The following is a 14,310-nucleotide window of genomic DNA, read 5'->3' as shown; positions in this document are numbered from 1 at the left end:
TCTGCGGGCAAAGCCTTATAGATCACAGAGTCGGGAGAAATGGATCGTGATGTCCTTCATTTGTCAACGTCATTGATTCAAAAACGAGGCTTGCGATACCCCTCAAAAGGACTAGACTTGGTGTTTGTTCGCGCCGACATGGCCATATATATGGCTGTAAGGGCTGTAAGCCGCGAATCCTGTAAAGAAATAACAGCGTCTATCCAAGGCTAAGGGGAAAGTCATGCGTTTTGAGCGTCGTTTTACGAAAGCGGGGGTTTCCCCCTATGCGGACATCGAGTTTCGCATGGCCACCTCAGAGATTCGCAATCCTGACGGCACCACCGTTTTCCATATGACCGATGTGGAAGTGCCGCGCTCTTGGTCACAAGTGGCCACAGACATCATTGCGCAGAAATATTTTCGTAAAGCGGGCGTGCCCGCGGCTTTGAAGGCCGTGGAAGAATCGACCATTCCAAGCTGGCTATGGCGCAAAGTTGCCGATGAAAAAGCACTGGAAGCACTTCCCAAAGCCAAGCGCTTTGGATCTGAAACCAGCTCCAAACAGGTCTTTGACCGTTTGGCCGGCACATGGACCTATTGGGGCTATAAAGGCGGCTATTTCGATCAGGAAGAAGATGCCCAGATCTTTTATGATGAAATGCGCTATATGCTGGCCCGCCAGATGGCCGCGCCCAATTCCCCGCAATGGTTCAATACCGGCCTGCATTGGGCCTATGGAATCGACAGCCCCGGCCAAGGGCATTTCTATGTGGATTTCGAAACCGGCGATCTTGTGCGGTCCAACAGCGCCTATGAACATCCGCAGCCCCATGCCTGCTTCATCCAGAGCGTATCCGACGATCTGGTGAATGATGGCGGCATCATGGATTTATGGACCCGGGAAGCGCGCCTGTTCAAATATGGCTCCGGCACCGGAACAAATTTCTCGAATATTCGCGGTGCGAAAGAATCCCTGTCCGGTGGCGGGCAATCTTCGGGCCTGATGAGCTTTCTGAAAATCGGTGACCGCGCGGCCGGAGCCATCAAATCCGGCGGCACCACAAGACGCGCCGCCAAAATGGTGGTTGTGGATGTAGACCATCCCGATATCGAATCCTTCATCAGCTGGAAGGTGCAAGAAGAACAGAAGGTTGCAGCTCTCGTCTCCGGGTCCAAGCTGTGCGAGATGCATCTAAACCGCATCATGGATGCGTGCCATTCGGCGCGGGAAAGCTTGGATGACGATGCATTCGAACCAAAGAAAAACCCTGATCTGAAGCGCGAAGTTCTGGCTGCCCGCAAGGTGATGATACCGGAAAATTATGTGCAGCGGGTTATTCAATTCGCCCGCCAAGGCTATCGGCGGCTGGATTTCCAAGCCTATAATACGGATTGGGATTCGGAAGCCTATGTCACGGTTTCGGGGCAGAATTCCAATAATTCCATCCGCGTTACCGATGCATTCATGAAAGCCGCCAAGGAAGGCAGCGACTGGTCTTTGACCCGCCGCACCGATGGCTCTATTGCGAAAACCGTGAATGCCGGTGAGCTTTGGGATCAGGTGGCCTATGCGGCCTGGTCCTGCGCCGATCCGGGGATTCAGTTCCACAGCACCATCAATGATTGGCACACATGCCCGGCATCGGGGGAAATCCGCGCCTCCAATCCCTGCTCGGAATATATGTTCCTCGATGACACCGCCTGCAATCTGGCATCGCTCAATCTGTTGCAGTTCCGCAGCGAAAATGGCGATTTCGAGGTGGAAAACTTTGAACATGCCGTGCGCCTATGGACATTGGCGCTGGAAATTTCCGTGCTGATGGCACAATTCCCGTCGCCGCGCATTGCCGAGCTGAGCTATCGCTACCGCACTTTGGGCCTTGGCTATGCCAATATCGGCGGCCTGCTGATGTCTTTGGGTCTGTCTTATGACAGCGATGAAGGCCGCGCATTGTGCGGCGCCATATCGGCCTTGATGACCGGCACCTCCTATGCCACCTCTGCCGAGATCGCATCCGAGCTTGGTCCCTTCCCCGGCTATGCAGACAATGCGGAGCATATGCTGCGGGTGATGCGCAACCACCGCCGCGCCGCTTATGGCGAACATGATGGCTATGAAGGCCTGGCCACCAAACCGGTGCCTTTGGATGTGGAATGTTGCCAGGATCAGGCATTGGTCGCGGCTGCCACCGCCGCTTGGGATCGCGCCATCGAACTGGGTGAAATGCACGGCTACCGCAATGCGCAATCCACCGTGATCGCCCCCACCGGCACAATCGGGCTGGTGATGGATTGCGATACCACGGGCATCGAGCCGGATTTCGCGCTGGTCAAATTCAAGAAACTGGCAGGCGGCGGCTATTTCAAGATCATCAACCGCATCGTGCCGCAATCGCTGGAGGTTTTGGGTTACGCACCGCAAGAAGTGCACGACATGATCGACTATGCGGTGGGCCACGGTACACTGGATGGCGCCCCCCATATCAATCATGAAACCTTGAAATCCCGCAATTTTGCCCAGGCGCAGATCGATGCCTTGGAAGATGGCCTGAAAAGCTGCTTCGATATTCGTTTCGTGTTCAATCGCTGGACGCTGGGCGACGAATTTTGCAAAGACGTTCTTGGCTTTAGCGATGCCCAGCTTGAAGATATCTCCTTCGATATGCTCAAAGAACTGGGATTCAGCCGTCAGGCTGTGGAAGAAGCCAATCTCTATGTCTGCGGTGCCATGACTCTGGAAGGCGCACCGCATCTGCGCAAAGAGCATCTGTCCGTCTTTGATTGCGCCAATCCATGCGGACGAATCGGCAAGCGCTCTCTCTCTTGGGAAAGCCATATCCGCATGATGGCCGTGGCCCAGCCCTTTATTTCCGGCGCCATTTCCAAAACCATCAATATGCCCAATCTGGCATCGGTTGAAGAATGTAAGCGGGCCTATGAACTGAGCTGGTCTTTGGGACTGAAAGCCAATGCGCTCTATCGGGATGGCTCGAAGCTCTCCCAACCATTGTCCGGCTCTTTGCTCTCTGATGAAGATATCGAAGATCTTGCCGATGACAGTGTAGCCGTGGGCGAAAAGGCACAGATCGTTGCCGAACGAATCGTTGAACGCATCATTGAAAAAGAAGCGCCAAAATCGCGCAAGAAACTGCCCCAGCGCCGCAAAGGCTATACACAGAAAGCCATTGTCGGCGGCCATAAGGTGTATTTGCGCACCGGCGAATATGATGATGGAACCGTTGGCGAAATCTTCATCGATATGCACAAGGAAGGGGCCGCCTTCCGGTCCTTGATGAACAATTTTGCCATCGCCATTTCCATCGGCTTGCAATATGGCGTGCCTTTGGAAGAATTCGTCGATGCCTTCACCTTCACCCGCTTTGAGCCTTTTGGCCGGGTGGAAGGCAATGACGCCATCAAAATGTCCACCTCTATTCTGGACTATCTCTTCCGCGAACTGGCAGTATCCTATCTTGGTCGCAATGATCTGGCCCATGTGGAACCGGATGATATGCGCCATGATACCCTTGGCGAGGGTATCTCCGAAAAGCTGCCCCAAGAAGGCACCGAAGCGGCATCGCAAGCCTCTGCCGCACTAGATAAAGTTCTTGGGCTCGCCTCCACCGGTTATGTGCGCTCGAATCTTTATGTGCTGAATACAAACAAGCAGAAAACCACCCGGACTGATGTGGTTGAATCCCGCGCAACGGGAACAGAATCCGCGGCCCCTGTCGCAAGCGCGACCGATACGGTGACCATCACCAGCACAAGCACCAAAACAACAGCAAGCGCCCAATCCGCAACCATCTCCCGTCAGGCAGAAGCGCGGATGAAGGGATATGAAGGCGATTCTTGCGGCGAGTGTGGCAACTTCACATTGGTCCGGAATGGCACATGCCTGAAATGCAACACCTGCGGCGGCACCAGCGGCTGTTCCTAAATCCTGAAGCCCTTTTGCTTCAAAATGATACAGTTTCAAGGGAGGCCATTGCGGCCTCCCTTTTTTTTGATCCAGCCAGAGACATCTTTAGGTCAAGATTTAGAAAATCTTTAGACGAGCACGCCAGACTGCTTTCAGAAGATGCTCAATGAGTCGTCATTTAAAGAGCATCCTGAAGAATCGGGACTTCAACTATGGCAGAATCCATGCTCAGGATAAATCGCGATCCGGAAACGCCTGATATCGGCTCTGATATCGACCCCTATGCCCTTTTAGGCCATTTGTCTCTTGGTGTTGTGGTCTGTGAAATTGACGAACGGCGGGGTAATCCGATCCTTATCGCCAATGAGCAGGCCAAAAGCCTGTTGATGATCACCGACACATCGATTCGCGATTGGTGCCTTGACGATGTTTCCGTTCTGGAGTTCGGAGAACCGTTATTGAGCGAGTTTCACCGGGCCGTCAAAACCCAACGCCCTGTGCATTATGAATGGGATCTGGAGTTTAACGGGCAGACCCGGAATTTTGCCTGTGAAATCACGCCCTTGGAAACAGCATGTGGGCAATCACCGCGGGTGATGTGCACCTTGGCCGACAGAACCGCAGAAAAGCGTGCGGGAGCCAATCTGCTACATCACGCCTTGCATGATGGCCTGACGGGACTCCCCAATCGCAGCCATTTTCTCAATCGGCTGGAAGAAGCGGTGGCCCGTTGCCATGGGGAAGAAAACCGCGCTTGTGCCGTTCTCATGCTCAACGTGAATCGGTTCCAATTGATCAATGAAAGCTTTGGCCATCCGGCCGGTGATGCTTTTTTGATCGATCTTGCCAATTCCTTGCGCGGGTGCCTGCGCGGTACGGATATTCTGGCACGATTCAATGGGGACGAATTTGCCATCCTGATCGATGATATTAGCGGACTGGACGATGCAACCGGATTGGCCGCACGTATTCATCAAATGATGGAAGCGCCCCGCATGGTGAGTGATTCCGAAGCCTATATGTCTGTAAGCATTGGTATTTCCACCACTCAAACCAGCCATATGCATCCGGAGAATATGATCCGCGATGCAGATATTTCCATGCATCGGTCCAAAAATCTGGGGCGGTCGCGCACCGAAGTCTTTGCCCGCGATACCCATATCGTTCGCACCGGACAAATCCAGCTGGAAACCGACCTGCGCAAAGCCATTGAAAATGAAGAGCTGGAATTATTCTATCAACCGATCATCGATCTGGAACAAGGCCGCACCATCGCTTTTGAGGCCCTCACCCGTTGGCATCACCCCGAGCGCGGTTTTGTTTCACCGGTGGACTTCATTCCATTGGCGGAAGACACCGGATTGATTTTGCCTTTGGGGCGTTGGGCCATGTTGGAATCATGCCGCCAGTTGCGTGCGTGGCAATCATCCTTTGCGGGCACGAAAGATCTGTTCGTCAATGTGAACATGTCGGCCGTACAATTCTTGCAAGACGACATCCCCGCGACCGTTGCCCAATGCCTTAAAGAAACCGGCATTCAGGGGCGCAATTTACGGCTGGAGCTTACCGAAAGCGCCTTGGTGGCTGATCCCGATGGCGCGGCAGAGTGTCTGCACGCCATCAAACGCCTTGGCCCCACACTGGCATTGGATGATTTCGGAACGGGCTATTCCTCTCTCAACTATCTTAATAACTTTCCCATTGATTGCATCAAGATCGACCGATCCTTTGTGGGACGTGTGGATCGCGACGATCAGTCGGCAAAGATTATCCGCATCATCACCATGCTTGCCGATACGCTGAAAATGTCTGTGGTCGCTGAAGGGATTGAAAATAGCGAACAGCATATGATGATGCGTTCTCTGGGCTGCCGTTACGGGCAAGGCTTCCTGTTCTCCCGCCCGCTTCCCAAGGAAGAAGCCACGGCTCATTTGAAAGCCTCCCTCAAATAAGACGGGCCGGCGCGGGATCATCTGGCATAAAAGCACAATGAGAAACCCCTCACCTGCTCTGGAAAATGATTATCGCGGTCATTTTCCAGGGACTTGATTGCAGGTGCCCTCTCTCCGACATATCCTATAGGCTTGTCCTTGGGGATTTGGCCCCATACGAACTGCCAGTCGGAACAAAAGGGAGACACGCGATGGTCGACACCCCAGAAACGCCGAAAACGTCAAAAACGCCGGAAGCCGCCAATTCGCCAAACGACTCTGGAACACCGTCCTCTGCCTCGCCTTCTGCTCAGGCTGATAAGGCCGTACAATCCTCGAAACCAAAGACCGCCAAAACGGAAACGGGCACGGATACAGGCGCCGCATCCAAACCAAAGCCTGCCGCAAAAAAGGCCACCGCAAAGGCAAAGGCTACGACGACAAAGGCAAAACCTGCCGCCAAAAAGACCACAACAAAAGCTGCAACAACAAAGGCAAAGCCTGCCGCCAAAAAGACCACAGCAAAGGCTGCGGCGACAAAGGCCAAACCCGCCGCGAAAAAAACCGCAGCAAAGAGCCAGCATGAGTCCGTTTCAGCACAGACGGCCTCCGCAAAAAGCCGGCCACGCTCCGATGAAAAACCCAAAGACACCCCATCGGACAACAAGACAAAAGAACAACAAGCACAGTGGGACGAAGATACGGACCGGACAGAGCGTCAAGATAAAGCGCTGGATCTGGTATGGCGGCTGCTTGCGCTGCTGGCCTTTTCCTTTGTGTCTTATGTCTTGCTGGTCGTTTCATGGGTCGTTGGGGCAGCACAATTTATAATGATCGCCATCAGGGGGAAAGAGCATCCGCAACTGGTCGGATTCATGGCCCAAATCTCCGCCTATCTGGCGCAAATTCTTGGCTATATGTCAGGAAGAACCGACGCCACCGACCTGCCCTTTCCCTTCAGCGACCTTCCGAAAGTTGCTGAAACACCAGCGCCAGCACGGGATGAGGACGACACCCCGGACGGCGACAAGAAATATCACCCGTTTTAAAGCATAAGACTGTGAGGTCGGCTGGATGCCCGGCCTCACAGCCCCATCACGCAACACCATGCGTATCCTTTAATCACTAACCGTCAATGCCTTGAAAAACATACGGCAATGGGTAATCCCCTGAACATCGGGCGCATGGGTTTCCGAACATTCAAACTGCAGTTCGATCAGAGCATGGCCGGGGATCAGCAGATCCGCATCGTGTAACCGCTCAATCACCGCCGCCGCCATCTGCCGAATGGCCATATCCCCCTTTGGTGTTTCAAGATCCAAAGTCAGTGTGTGTTCCTGACCATCGAATGTTGCGGAATGCCAACAGGCCGTATTGCTTGCCCCCAATTTTATTGATGTATGCGCCTGATCATTCCTGCCATTTTCCCGCCCCCCATTTTCGCCGCCTTGGCCACAAACCTTTTTACCATTTTTCCCTTGAGGCCCGTCACCGCAGGGACGGCGGCTTTCTTTGCCGATCGCTTCAGGCCCACCAACATATGACAAAACCGCCTTATCCTCCCTCAAAGCGGCAAGGATTGCCCGATGGAGTCCCCAAGATGCATCCACAGTCATTCAGATTGCTCCCTCTATTATGAATAAAAAAAGCCGATGCGGGAGGCATCGGCGGAAATCCACTATCCGGATTTATCCATATTGGTACATTATTTATCCCGAATGTCAAGATTTAGGTTTTTCCATACACGCATAAACACGCATAGCATGCCCTAATTGCTTGCGCGCCCAACCATTTCTCTTTTGATATTTTCTGTCAATTTTTGAAAAAGAAACCCCTTGGGCGATCGGTGAAAACACCGCATCCAAACGCGCCTTATCTCCTTCGAAGGCTTTAATCAAAGAGGCGATTCTTTCCTGGCTTTCGATCTGGCAAACCGCAAAAGAAATAGATTTATCTATATGATTTACATTAATTTTATCGTTAGAAAAATCCCCTGATGTCCCATATCCTGAGGAAAGTATGCGACGGATATCCCGCTCCATCATCCACAAGAGTCGCCGCTCATATTCCCCCAGATATCGCTCAATAGCCCCCAAGCCAGACCGGACTGAACAAACGGAATTCTGCACAAACCCACTCCTTGCAATGCGAAATGCTTACACTACCATCAGTAGGCATAACCTTATGGCGGGTTTTTCCGATAAACAAGAGGATATTTCCTATTGTTCATTTGGCTTTGATATATTAAGCTGTCCATATGATGGATCGAACTGACGCAGATTTGGCGGCCCGCCAACGGCTGGACATGCTCATCGCCCAAACACCGGGCGAGAGCTATTCCTCTGTTTCCGCGCTTATTGGCCGCAACCATTCCTACATCCAGCAATATATTCGCCGCGGGCAACCCAAGCGGTTACAAGAAGCCGATCGTCGAAAAATCGCCGACTATTTCAATGTGGCGGATCATGAATTGGGCGGCCCCCGGCAAGATCTTGCCCCGCCTTCCGGTTTTTACGAGGCAGAGCACCAAAGTCTGGTATTTGTTGATCGCTATGATGTGCGCCCCAGCGCAGGCCATGGCTCCATCGTCGATCATGATAGCCCCTGCGGTGAAGTGCCGTTTCGCATCGACCATCTAAAATCGCTCACCCCTACGCCGCCAGACCGCTTGTCCGTGCTGACGGTAAAGGGGGATTCCATGTACCCCACCCTGGCGGATGGCGATGAAATTCTGGTGGATCAAGACGAGCGCCAGCCGCACCGCGATGCCATTTATGTGCTGCGGCTGGAAGATGCCCTGCAGGTGAAGCGGGTGTCTGTTAATCCCATCACCGGACGGCTGACCATCAAAAGCGATAATCCGCTTTATGAAAGCTGGAGCGATTGCGACCCACAGAGAACCGACCTTTTAGGCCGGGTAATCTGGGTTGGCCGCCGCCTATAACATTACGGGGCTTTATCCTTGGTACCGGCGGCAATCAGCCCCCGATATAAAACACCGCTGGGGGTGAAATCCGTGAATACCCCATCAACACCGATCCTGAAAATCTGGGCATATTCATCTTGCGACGATTGAAAGGGTGCAGAAAGCCTGTCATCACGCATGGTCCAGATATGAACGGCCAGCCCCAGATCATGCGCTTTTTTAACAAAGCCCGTATCTTTCCCCGATGAATCGAGCACCAGCGCTTTCGATGGCCCTACCCCATCGGCAAATTGGGCGGCCTCCTCTAAAGAAACCGATGGGCTCAGGGCATCGGCAGCGGGGTCGATCTCGTTTTTCGGGAACACCAGCATGATCAGCCGAAAGTCCGTTGCATCACGCAATCTTTTCAGAATTCCCGGCTCAAACGATTGAATAAATAGCGGCGCATCGCGGTCTTGATAGCCATGGCGTTCAAGCGCTTCCAAAAGCGGCGGTACGAAATCTAATCCCAATGAGGCATAATGATCCGGATGTTTGGTTTCGGGATACACCCCCACTTGTTGCCCGCCTTGCGCTTCATGCTCTGCCACCAGCGACAGGATTTCGTCGAAAGTGGGGATCGAAAATTGCCCATCAAATGCTGTGGAGCGCCCCGGAAAGGCCTGCCTGGCGCGAAGGGTTTTGATTTCTGCCAATGTGAAGTCCTCGACAAACCAGTCTTCTCTGCCATCGATGGTTTTCTTGCGGTCGGCAAATTCGGGATGATCGGCAATATCGGTGCTGCCCGACAGATAATAATCATGCCGTGCCACCAACTGGCCATCCTTGGTCAACACCAGATCCGGCTCGATGAAATCGGCTCCCAATTCAATGGCAAGGCTGTAGGCCTCAAGCGTATGTTCGGGCAGATATCCAGAGGCACCGCGATGCGCGATAACGATCGGTCGATCCCCCGAAAGTGTGGGATAGGGCCACGCAAAAGCCTGAGCAGCCGTCATGAGCAAACTCCCCATAAGAAAAAGACGCAAGATCATCGCTATACCAGTCCTTTAAAGATAACCACCGCCATCATGGCCCATATGGCAACCGGAGGAAAGACACCACCCACGGGAATTTGAGGGGCCTGCGCTTTGCCATCCAGAACCGCAATGCTATATGCAGTGGCGTTCATGAAGGAGCCGCCCCATGCCCGATACCGCATTGGCATCGCAAAAATTTACCGATCCCGTTCGCACAGCCAAGGGCGAAACACGCGCCACCGTGTATTTGCGGACCCTGGAAACCCTGTGGTTCAATACCGGCACCTTGTGCAATCTGGCCTGCGCCAATTGCTATATTGAATCAACGCCGAAGAATGACAGCCTTGTGTATCTCAGCGCTGCCGAGGTGGAGCGTTATCTGGATGAAATCGCCCTCACCGGCCTTGGCACCCGCGAAATCGGCTTGACCGGCGGCGAGCCTTTCATGAATCCCGATTGCATTAAAATCATGGATATGGCGCTAAGCCGGGGCTTCAAATTGCTGGTCTTGAGCAATGCCATGAAACCCATGCAGCACAAACAGGCCGCCTTGCTGGATTTGCACAAGCGCTTTGGCGATCAATTGTCCTTGCGCATTTCGGTGGATCATTTCACCCCGGAATTGCACGAGGAAGAGCGTGGCCCGCGCAGCTTTGCCCCGATGCTGGAAGGATTGGAATGGCTGTCACGGAACGGTTTCAATCTCAGTGTTGCAGGCCGGACCCGCTGGACAGAAAATGAAGCGGATCTGCGCCGTGGTTATGAAAAATTGTTCAAGGCCCATGGCATAGAAATAGATGCCCATGATCCTGTGCAATTGATCTTGTTTCCAGAAATGGATGATGAGGCCGAAGTACCGGAAATCACCACAAAATGCTGGAATATCCTGCACGTCAATCCCGATGACATGATGTGCGCCACATCGCGCATGGTGGTAAAGCGCAAGGGCGATGACCGGCCAAGCGTTCAAGCCTGCACGCTTTTGGCCTATGATCAGCGCTTCAATCTAGGCGAAACACTGGCTGAAGCCGCGCAAGACGTACCCTTGAACCATCCCCATTGCGCCAAATTCTGCGTTTTGGGTGGCGGCTCTTGTTCCGGTTAATCGCGCCTTCAAGCCAAACGCCGTGTGCCGCTTATGGCATTGGAGGCAAGAACGGCTGGAACGGTCAGCACCGCCCAAAGCGCACAGCCAAAAAACAGCGCTGAAAACCCCACGCCGCCATCCAGCAGCCAACCCATAAGAGCTGGGGCAAGAGAGGTGGAAAACACCATCATGCCGCTTGTCAAGGCACGGATCGCCCCCAAATGGCGCAGGCCATAAAGTTCCGCCCACACGGCGGTGGCACAAGGATAAAAAAGGCCCGTGCTTATCCCTGCCAGGGCCATGAAAAGATGCGCCACAACCGGTTGATCGAAGCTGCCGGCAATAATCAGCCCAAGAGCATAGGGGAGCATGGCAAAGATCAAAACCCGCCGCGCACCCAGCCGGTCCACAAGCCGGCCCGCCACCAAAATCCCTACAACCGTGGCCACGGCATAGCTGCCGAACGCACTGGCGAACAAAGGGCGCGTCCAGTCCTTTGCCTCGACCAGCGGCACCTGATGAAAGAAAAATCCGGTATTGATGAAAGGCGGCGCAACCATTGCCACCAGCAGCAAATAAAATGCCGGATCGCGCAATACCTGCGATCGGGTCCAGTCCTTTGCTGTACCGGCACGCCCCGCCGGGTCCATCATTGCCCCTTCGCTATTGCGGCTATGGGCCAGCCACAGCAACAAAGGCAGCATCAAAAGCAACATCAGCCCCACACCCAGCCACACAGTGCGCCATCCCAACGCCAACATCATCGCCACTGCCAAAACCGGAAACACCGCCTCCCCTGCGGCATGGCCCATAGAGGCAAAGGAAATGGCCTTGCCGCGATCTTTGGTGAAATCTCGCGCCATGGTGGTCGAAGAAGCGTGGGTCATCAGCCCCTGCCCGCACAAACGCAGCAGATAAATCACCACAAACAGAAAAATCACGGACCGTAGGGGCAAAAGCCCCAACCCCAATGTGGCCAGCGCAAAGGCGGAAATCACCCCTGTCAAATAGACCGGCAGAGAAAATCGGTCTATCAAAGCGCCAAAATACAAAACGGAAAAACCACTCAAAAGAGTCGCCAAAGAATACACCGTTCCAAAGCCCGCAACACTCAGGTCAAAGGCCGTGCGGAATTCTTTCCCGAACAAGGAAATGAAATAGGTTTGCCCGAAAGATCCGAACAAGGTCAGACCAAAGCCAAGGCCGAGACGCTTGGGATGGCGGCAAATAAACTGCAGATAAGTCATCGTGTTTTTATCCCGGCTGGCATCATATTCGCGCCCTGCAAAGAAAGGAGAGACGCCCATACATGCACCGCCTTGATGGCCTTGGGAAGGGTGCCAATACACAATCAGATTGCCGTCATTAAAAGAGGGATGGCGAGTTTATGCTTTTCTAAAAGCATCAATCCGCGTATGAAAGGCGACAAAGTGGCAAAATGCCGCCCCTTCATCCCAAGGTCAAAAGCTGGCCCAAGGGCTAAGGGTACCCGTTCAGCTTTTGAAAGCCTGTCTGCATGACTCTCCCCGATACAATCGCCCCGGCGCTTCAAAGCGCGCTGGAAAAGCGTGGCTATTCTTCCCTTACGCCCGTTCAAGACCTTGTCCTGTCTCATGGACAAAGCAACACCGACCTTCTGGTTTCCGCCCAAACCGGCTCAGGAAAAACGGTGGCCTTTGGCCTTGCCATTGCCCCGACATTGATGATGGATGCGGACCGCTTTGAGCCGCGTGCCGAAGCGCCTTTGGCCTTGGTGGTTGCCCCCACCCGCGAGCTGGCACAGCAAGTTTGCCGCGAGCTGGAATGGCTTTATGCCCTGGCAGGTGCCAAGACCCTCTCTTGCGTAGGGGGCATGGATATGCGCACCGAACGCCGCGGCCTTGATATGGGCCCGCACATTGTTGTGGGAACGCCGGGCCGCCTGCGCGACCATATCGAGCGGGGTTTCCTTGATCTATCGCACATCAAGGCGGTGGTTCTGGATGAAGCCGATGAAATGCTGGATATGGGCTTTCGTGACGATCTGGAATTCATTCTCGATGCCGCACCGAAAAGCCGCCGCACCTTGCTGTTTTCCGCCACCGTTCCCAAGCCCATCGCCGCCTTGGCAAAACGCTATCAACGCGATGCGGTCCGGCTGGCCACTTCGGAAGAAAAAAAGCAGCATGTGGACATCAGCTATTATGCCCATCCGGTGGCGCCCAATGATCGGGAAAACGCCATCATCAATCTTTTGCGGTTTCACGATGCGCCCAGTTCTCTGATTTTCTGCTCGACCCGGGCTGAAGTGAATCACCTGTCCAGCCGGCTGACCAATCGCGGGCTTTCGGTTGTCACCTTGTCAGGCGAACTCAGCCAAAGAGAGCGCAGCCATGCCTTGCAGGCCATGCGCGATGGTCGGGCGCGGCTGTGCATTGCCACCGATGTGGCGGCGCGCGGCATTGATCTTCCCAGCCTTGATCTGGTGATCCATGCGGATTTGCCCAAGGCCGCCGATACCTTTCTGCATCGTTCAGGCCGGACCGGCCGCGCCGGACGCAAAGGGGCCTGCGCGCTGATCGTCCCTTATAACCGCCGCCGCAGCGCCGAGCGCCTTCTTGGCAATGCCCGCGTCGATGCCAAATGGGGGCCGCCACCTTCGGCCAATGATATCATCAGCCGCGATTATGAGCGGATTTTGTCTGACGAAAGTCTGCAAAGCCCGCCATCTGACAAAGAATTGGCCATGGTGCAGGATCTTTTGGACCAGCATGGCCCGGAAAAGGTGGCAGCCGCTTATTTGCGGGTGCAAAAGGCCAAATATCCGGCTCCTGAAGAATTGCTGGGAACAGGGCCGGAACCGGATCGCGATCGGGAACGCGCCCCAAGGCGTGCCGATCACTCCAATTTCCAGACCGGTGCATGGTTCCGCCTAAGCGCCGGGAAAAAGCACAATGCCGATCCGCGTTGGCTGTTGCCTTTGATCTGCCGTTCAGGCCATGTGACCAAAGGGGATATTGGCGCCATCAAAATCTTCGAGCGCGAATCCCGTTTTGAAGTGTCGATGGAAGCAGCGGACCGGTTCCGCGAAGCTGTGGCTCGCGGTATCGGTGAAAAGAACATCACCATCACCGAAATCGACCGCCCCTTGAAAGATGATGTGGGCGAAAGCAGAAAGCCTCGCAAATCGGGAAAGCCTCCCTTCAAAGCCGCAGGTGCGCGCAAACAAGGCGGCAAGCGCCCTGCCGTTGCCGCCCGCAAAGCCTTGGGCAAGGGAAAAACCCGCGGGAAAAACAAAAAACCGGGCGTTGACGCGCGCTAACCGGACAGAAGCCTTGGCAAGCAATGCCCGGTCTTGCATCCAATTGCAGGGCCGGGCATTTTGCGTTTCAGATAGCCACAATCCACAGCGGCATTGCACTGAATGCCCTTTGCCGCCATACTTACCGGATCGTGTGTGAGTT

At 54.2% G+C, this 14,310-nt stretch carries 11 protein-coding genes; 6 read left to right on the top strand and 5 right to left on the bottom strand.

The annotated features are described in order from the left end of the window. Window positions 1-223: 223 nt before the first annotated feature. From IEX96_RS01735 to IEX96_RS01725, 3 genes are all read left to right on the top strand, one after another. Entirely contained in the window at window positions 224-3,922 is a 3,699-nt protein-coding gene (locus IEX96_RS01735; protein ID WP_188873370.1) for a vitamin B12-dependent ribonucleotide reductase, read from the top strand. A gap of 206 nt (window positions 3,923-4,128) precedes the next feature. Beyond that, window positions 4,129-5,856, top strand: a complete 1,728-nt coding sequence (locus IEX96_RS01730; RefSeq protein ID WP_188873369.1) for an EAL domain-containing protein — start codon at window positions 4,129-4,131, stop codon at window positions 5,854-5,856. Between the two features lie 191 nt (window positions 5,857-6,047). Beyond that, window positions 6,048-6,884 (top strand): DUF4389 domain-containing protein, encoded by an 837-nt coding sequence (locus tag IEX96_RS01725; RefSeq protein WP_150006103.1) that lies wholly within the window; start codon window positions 6,048-6,050, stop codon window positions 6,882-6,884. A gap of 69 nt (window positions 6,885-6,953) precedes the next feature. Here IEX96_RS01725 and gp17 read toward each other — a convergent pair whose 3' ends face one another. Together gp17 and IEX96_RS01715 are read right to left on the bottom strand one after the other, a co-directional pair. Further along, complete coding sequence (gene gp17 / locus IEX96_RS01720; RefSeq protein ID WP_150006102.1) at window positions 6,954-7,451, bottom strand: tail completion protein gp17; 498 nt, start codon at window positions 7,449-7,451, stop codon at window positions 6,954-6,956. Window positions 7,452-7,556: 105 nt separating this feature from the next. After that, window positions 7,557-7,964, bottom strand: a complete 408-nt coding sequence (locus IEX96_RS01715) for a hypothetical protein (RefSeq protein WP_150006101.1) — start codon at window positions 7,962-7,964, stop codon at window positions 7,557-7,559. Between the two features lie 128 nt (window positions 7,965-8,092). Between IEX96_RS01715 and IEX96_RS01710 the strand changes: the two genes are divergently transcribed. Further along, window positions 8,093-8,779, top strand: coding sequence for a S24 family peptidase (locus IEX96_RS01710; RefSeq protein WP_229773460.1), 687 nt, complete (start codon window positions 8,093-8,095; stop codon window positions 8,777-8,779). A gap of 2 nt (window positions 8,780-8,781) precedes the next feature. Here the strand turns inward: IEX96_RS01710 and IEX96_RS01705 are convergent, their stop codons facing one another. Next, the gene (locus IEX96_RS01705; RefSeq protein ID WP_188873368.1) at window positions 8,782-9,759 is read right to left on the bottom strand and encodes a glycerophosphodiester phosphodiesterase family protein; all 978 of its coding nucleotides are present in this window, start codon (window positions 9,757-9,759) and stop codon (window positions 8,782-8,784) included. Between the two features lie 38 nt (window positions 9,760-9,797). Then, the gene (locus tag IEX96_RS14175) at window positions 9,798-9,932 is read right to left on the bottom strand and encodes a hypothetical protein (protein WP_268238488.1); all 135 of its coding nucleotides are present in this window, start codon (window positions 9,930-9,932) and stop codon (window positions 9,798-9,800) included. Between the two features lie 14 nt (window positions 9,933-9,946). Between IEX96_RS14175 and IEX96_RS01700 the strand changes: the two genes are divergently transcribed. Beyond that, window positions 9,947-10,885, top strand: a complete 939-nt coding sequence (locus IEX96_RS01700; protein ID WP_150006099.1) for a radical SAM protein — start codon at window positions 9,947-9,949, stop codon at window positions 10,883-10,885. Window positions 10,886-10,893: 8 nt separating this feature from the next. Here the strand turns inward: IEX96_RS01700 and IEX96_RS01695 are convergent, their stop codons facing one another. Next, window positions 10,894-12,174, bottom strand: coding sequence for an MFS transporter (locus IEX96_RS01695; protein WP_150006098.1), 1,281 nt, complete (start codon window positions 12,172-12,174; stop codon window positions 10,894-10,896). Between the two features lie 209 nt (window positions 12,175-12,383). Here IEX96_RS01695 and IEX96_RS01690 point away from each other — a divergent pair, with 209 nt between their 5' ends. After that, window positions 12,384-14,168, top strand: coding sequence for a DEAD/DEAH box helicase (locus IEX96_RS01690; protein ID WP_150006097.1), 1,785 nt, complete (start codon window positions 12,384-12,386; stop codon window positions 14,166-14,168). Window positions 14,169-14,310: the final 142 nt, after the last annotated feature.

The sequence above is a fragment of the Iodidimonas muriae genome (assembly GCF_014647255.1).
Classification (GTDB): Bacteria; Pseudomonadota; Alphaproteobacteria; order Sphingomonadales; family Rhodothalassiaceae; genus Iodidimonas; species Iodidimonas muriae.
Note: the sequence above shows the minus strand (reverse complement) of the source record. Positions and strands in the feature narration are given on the sequence as shown.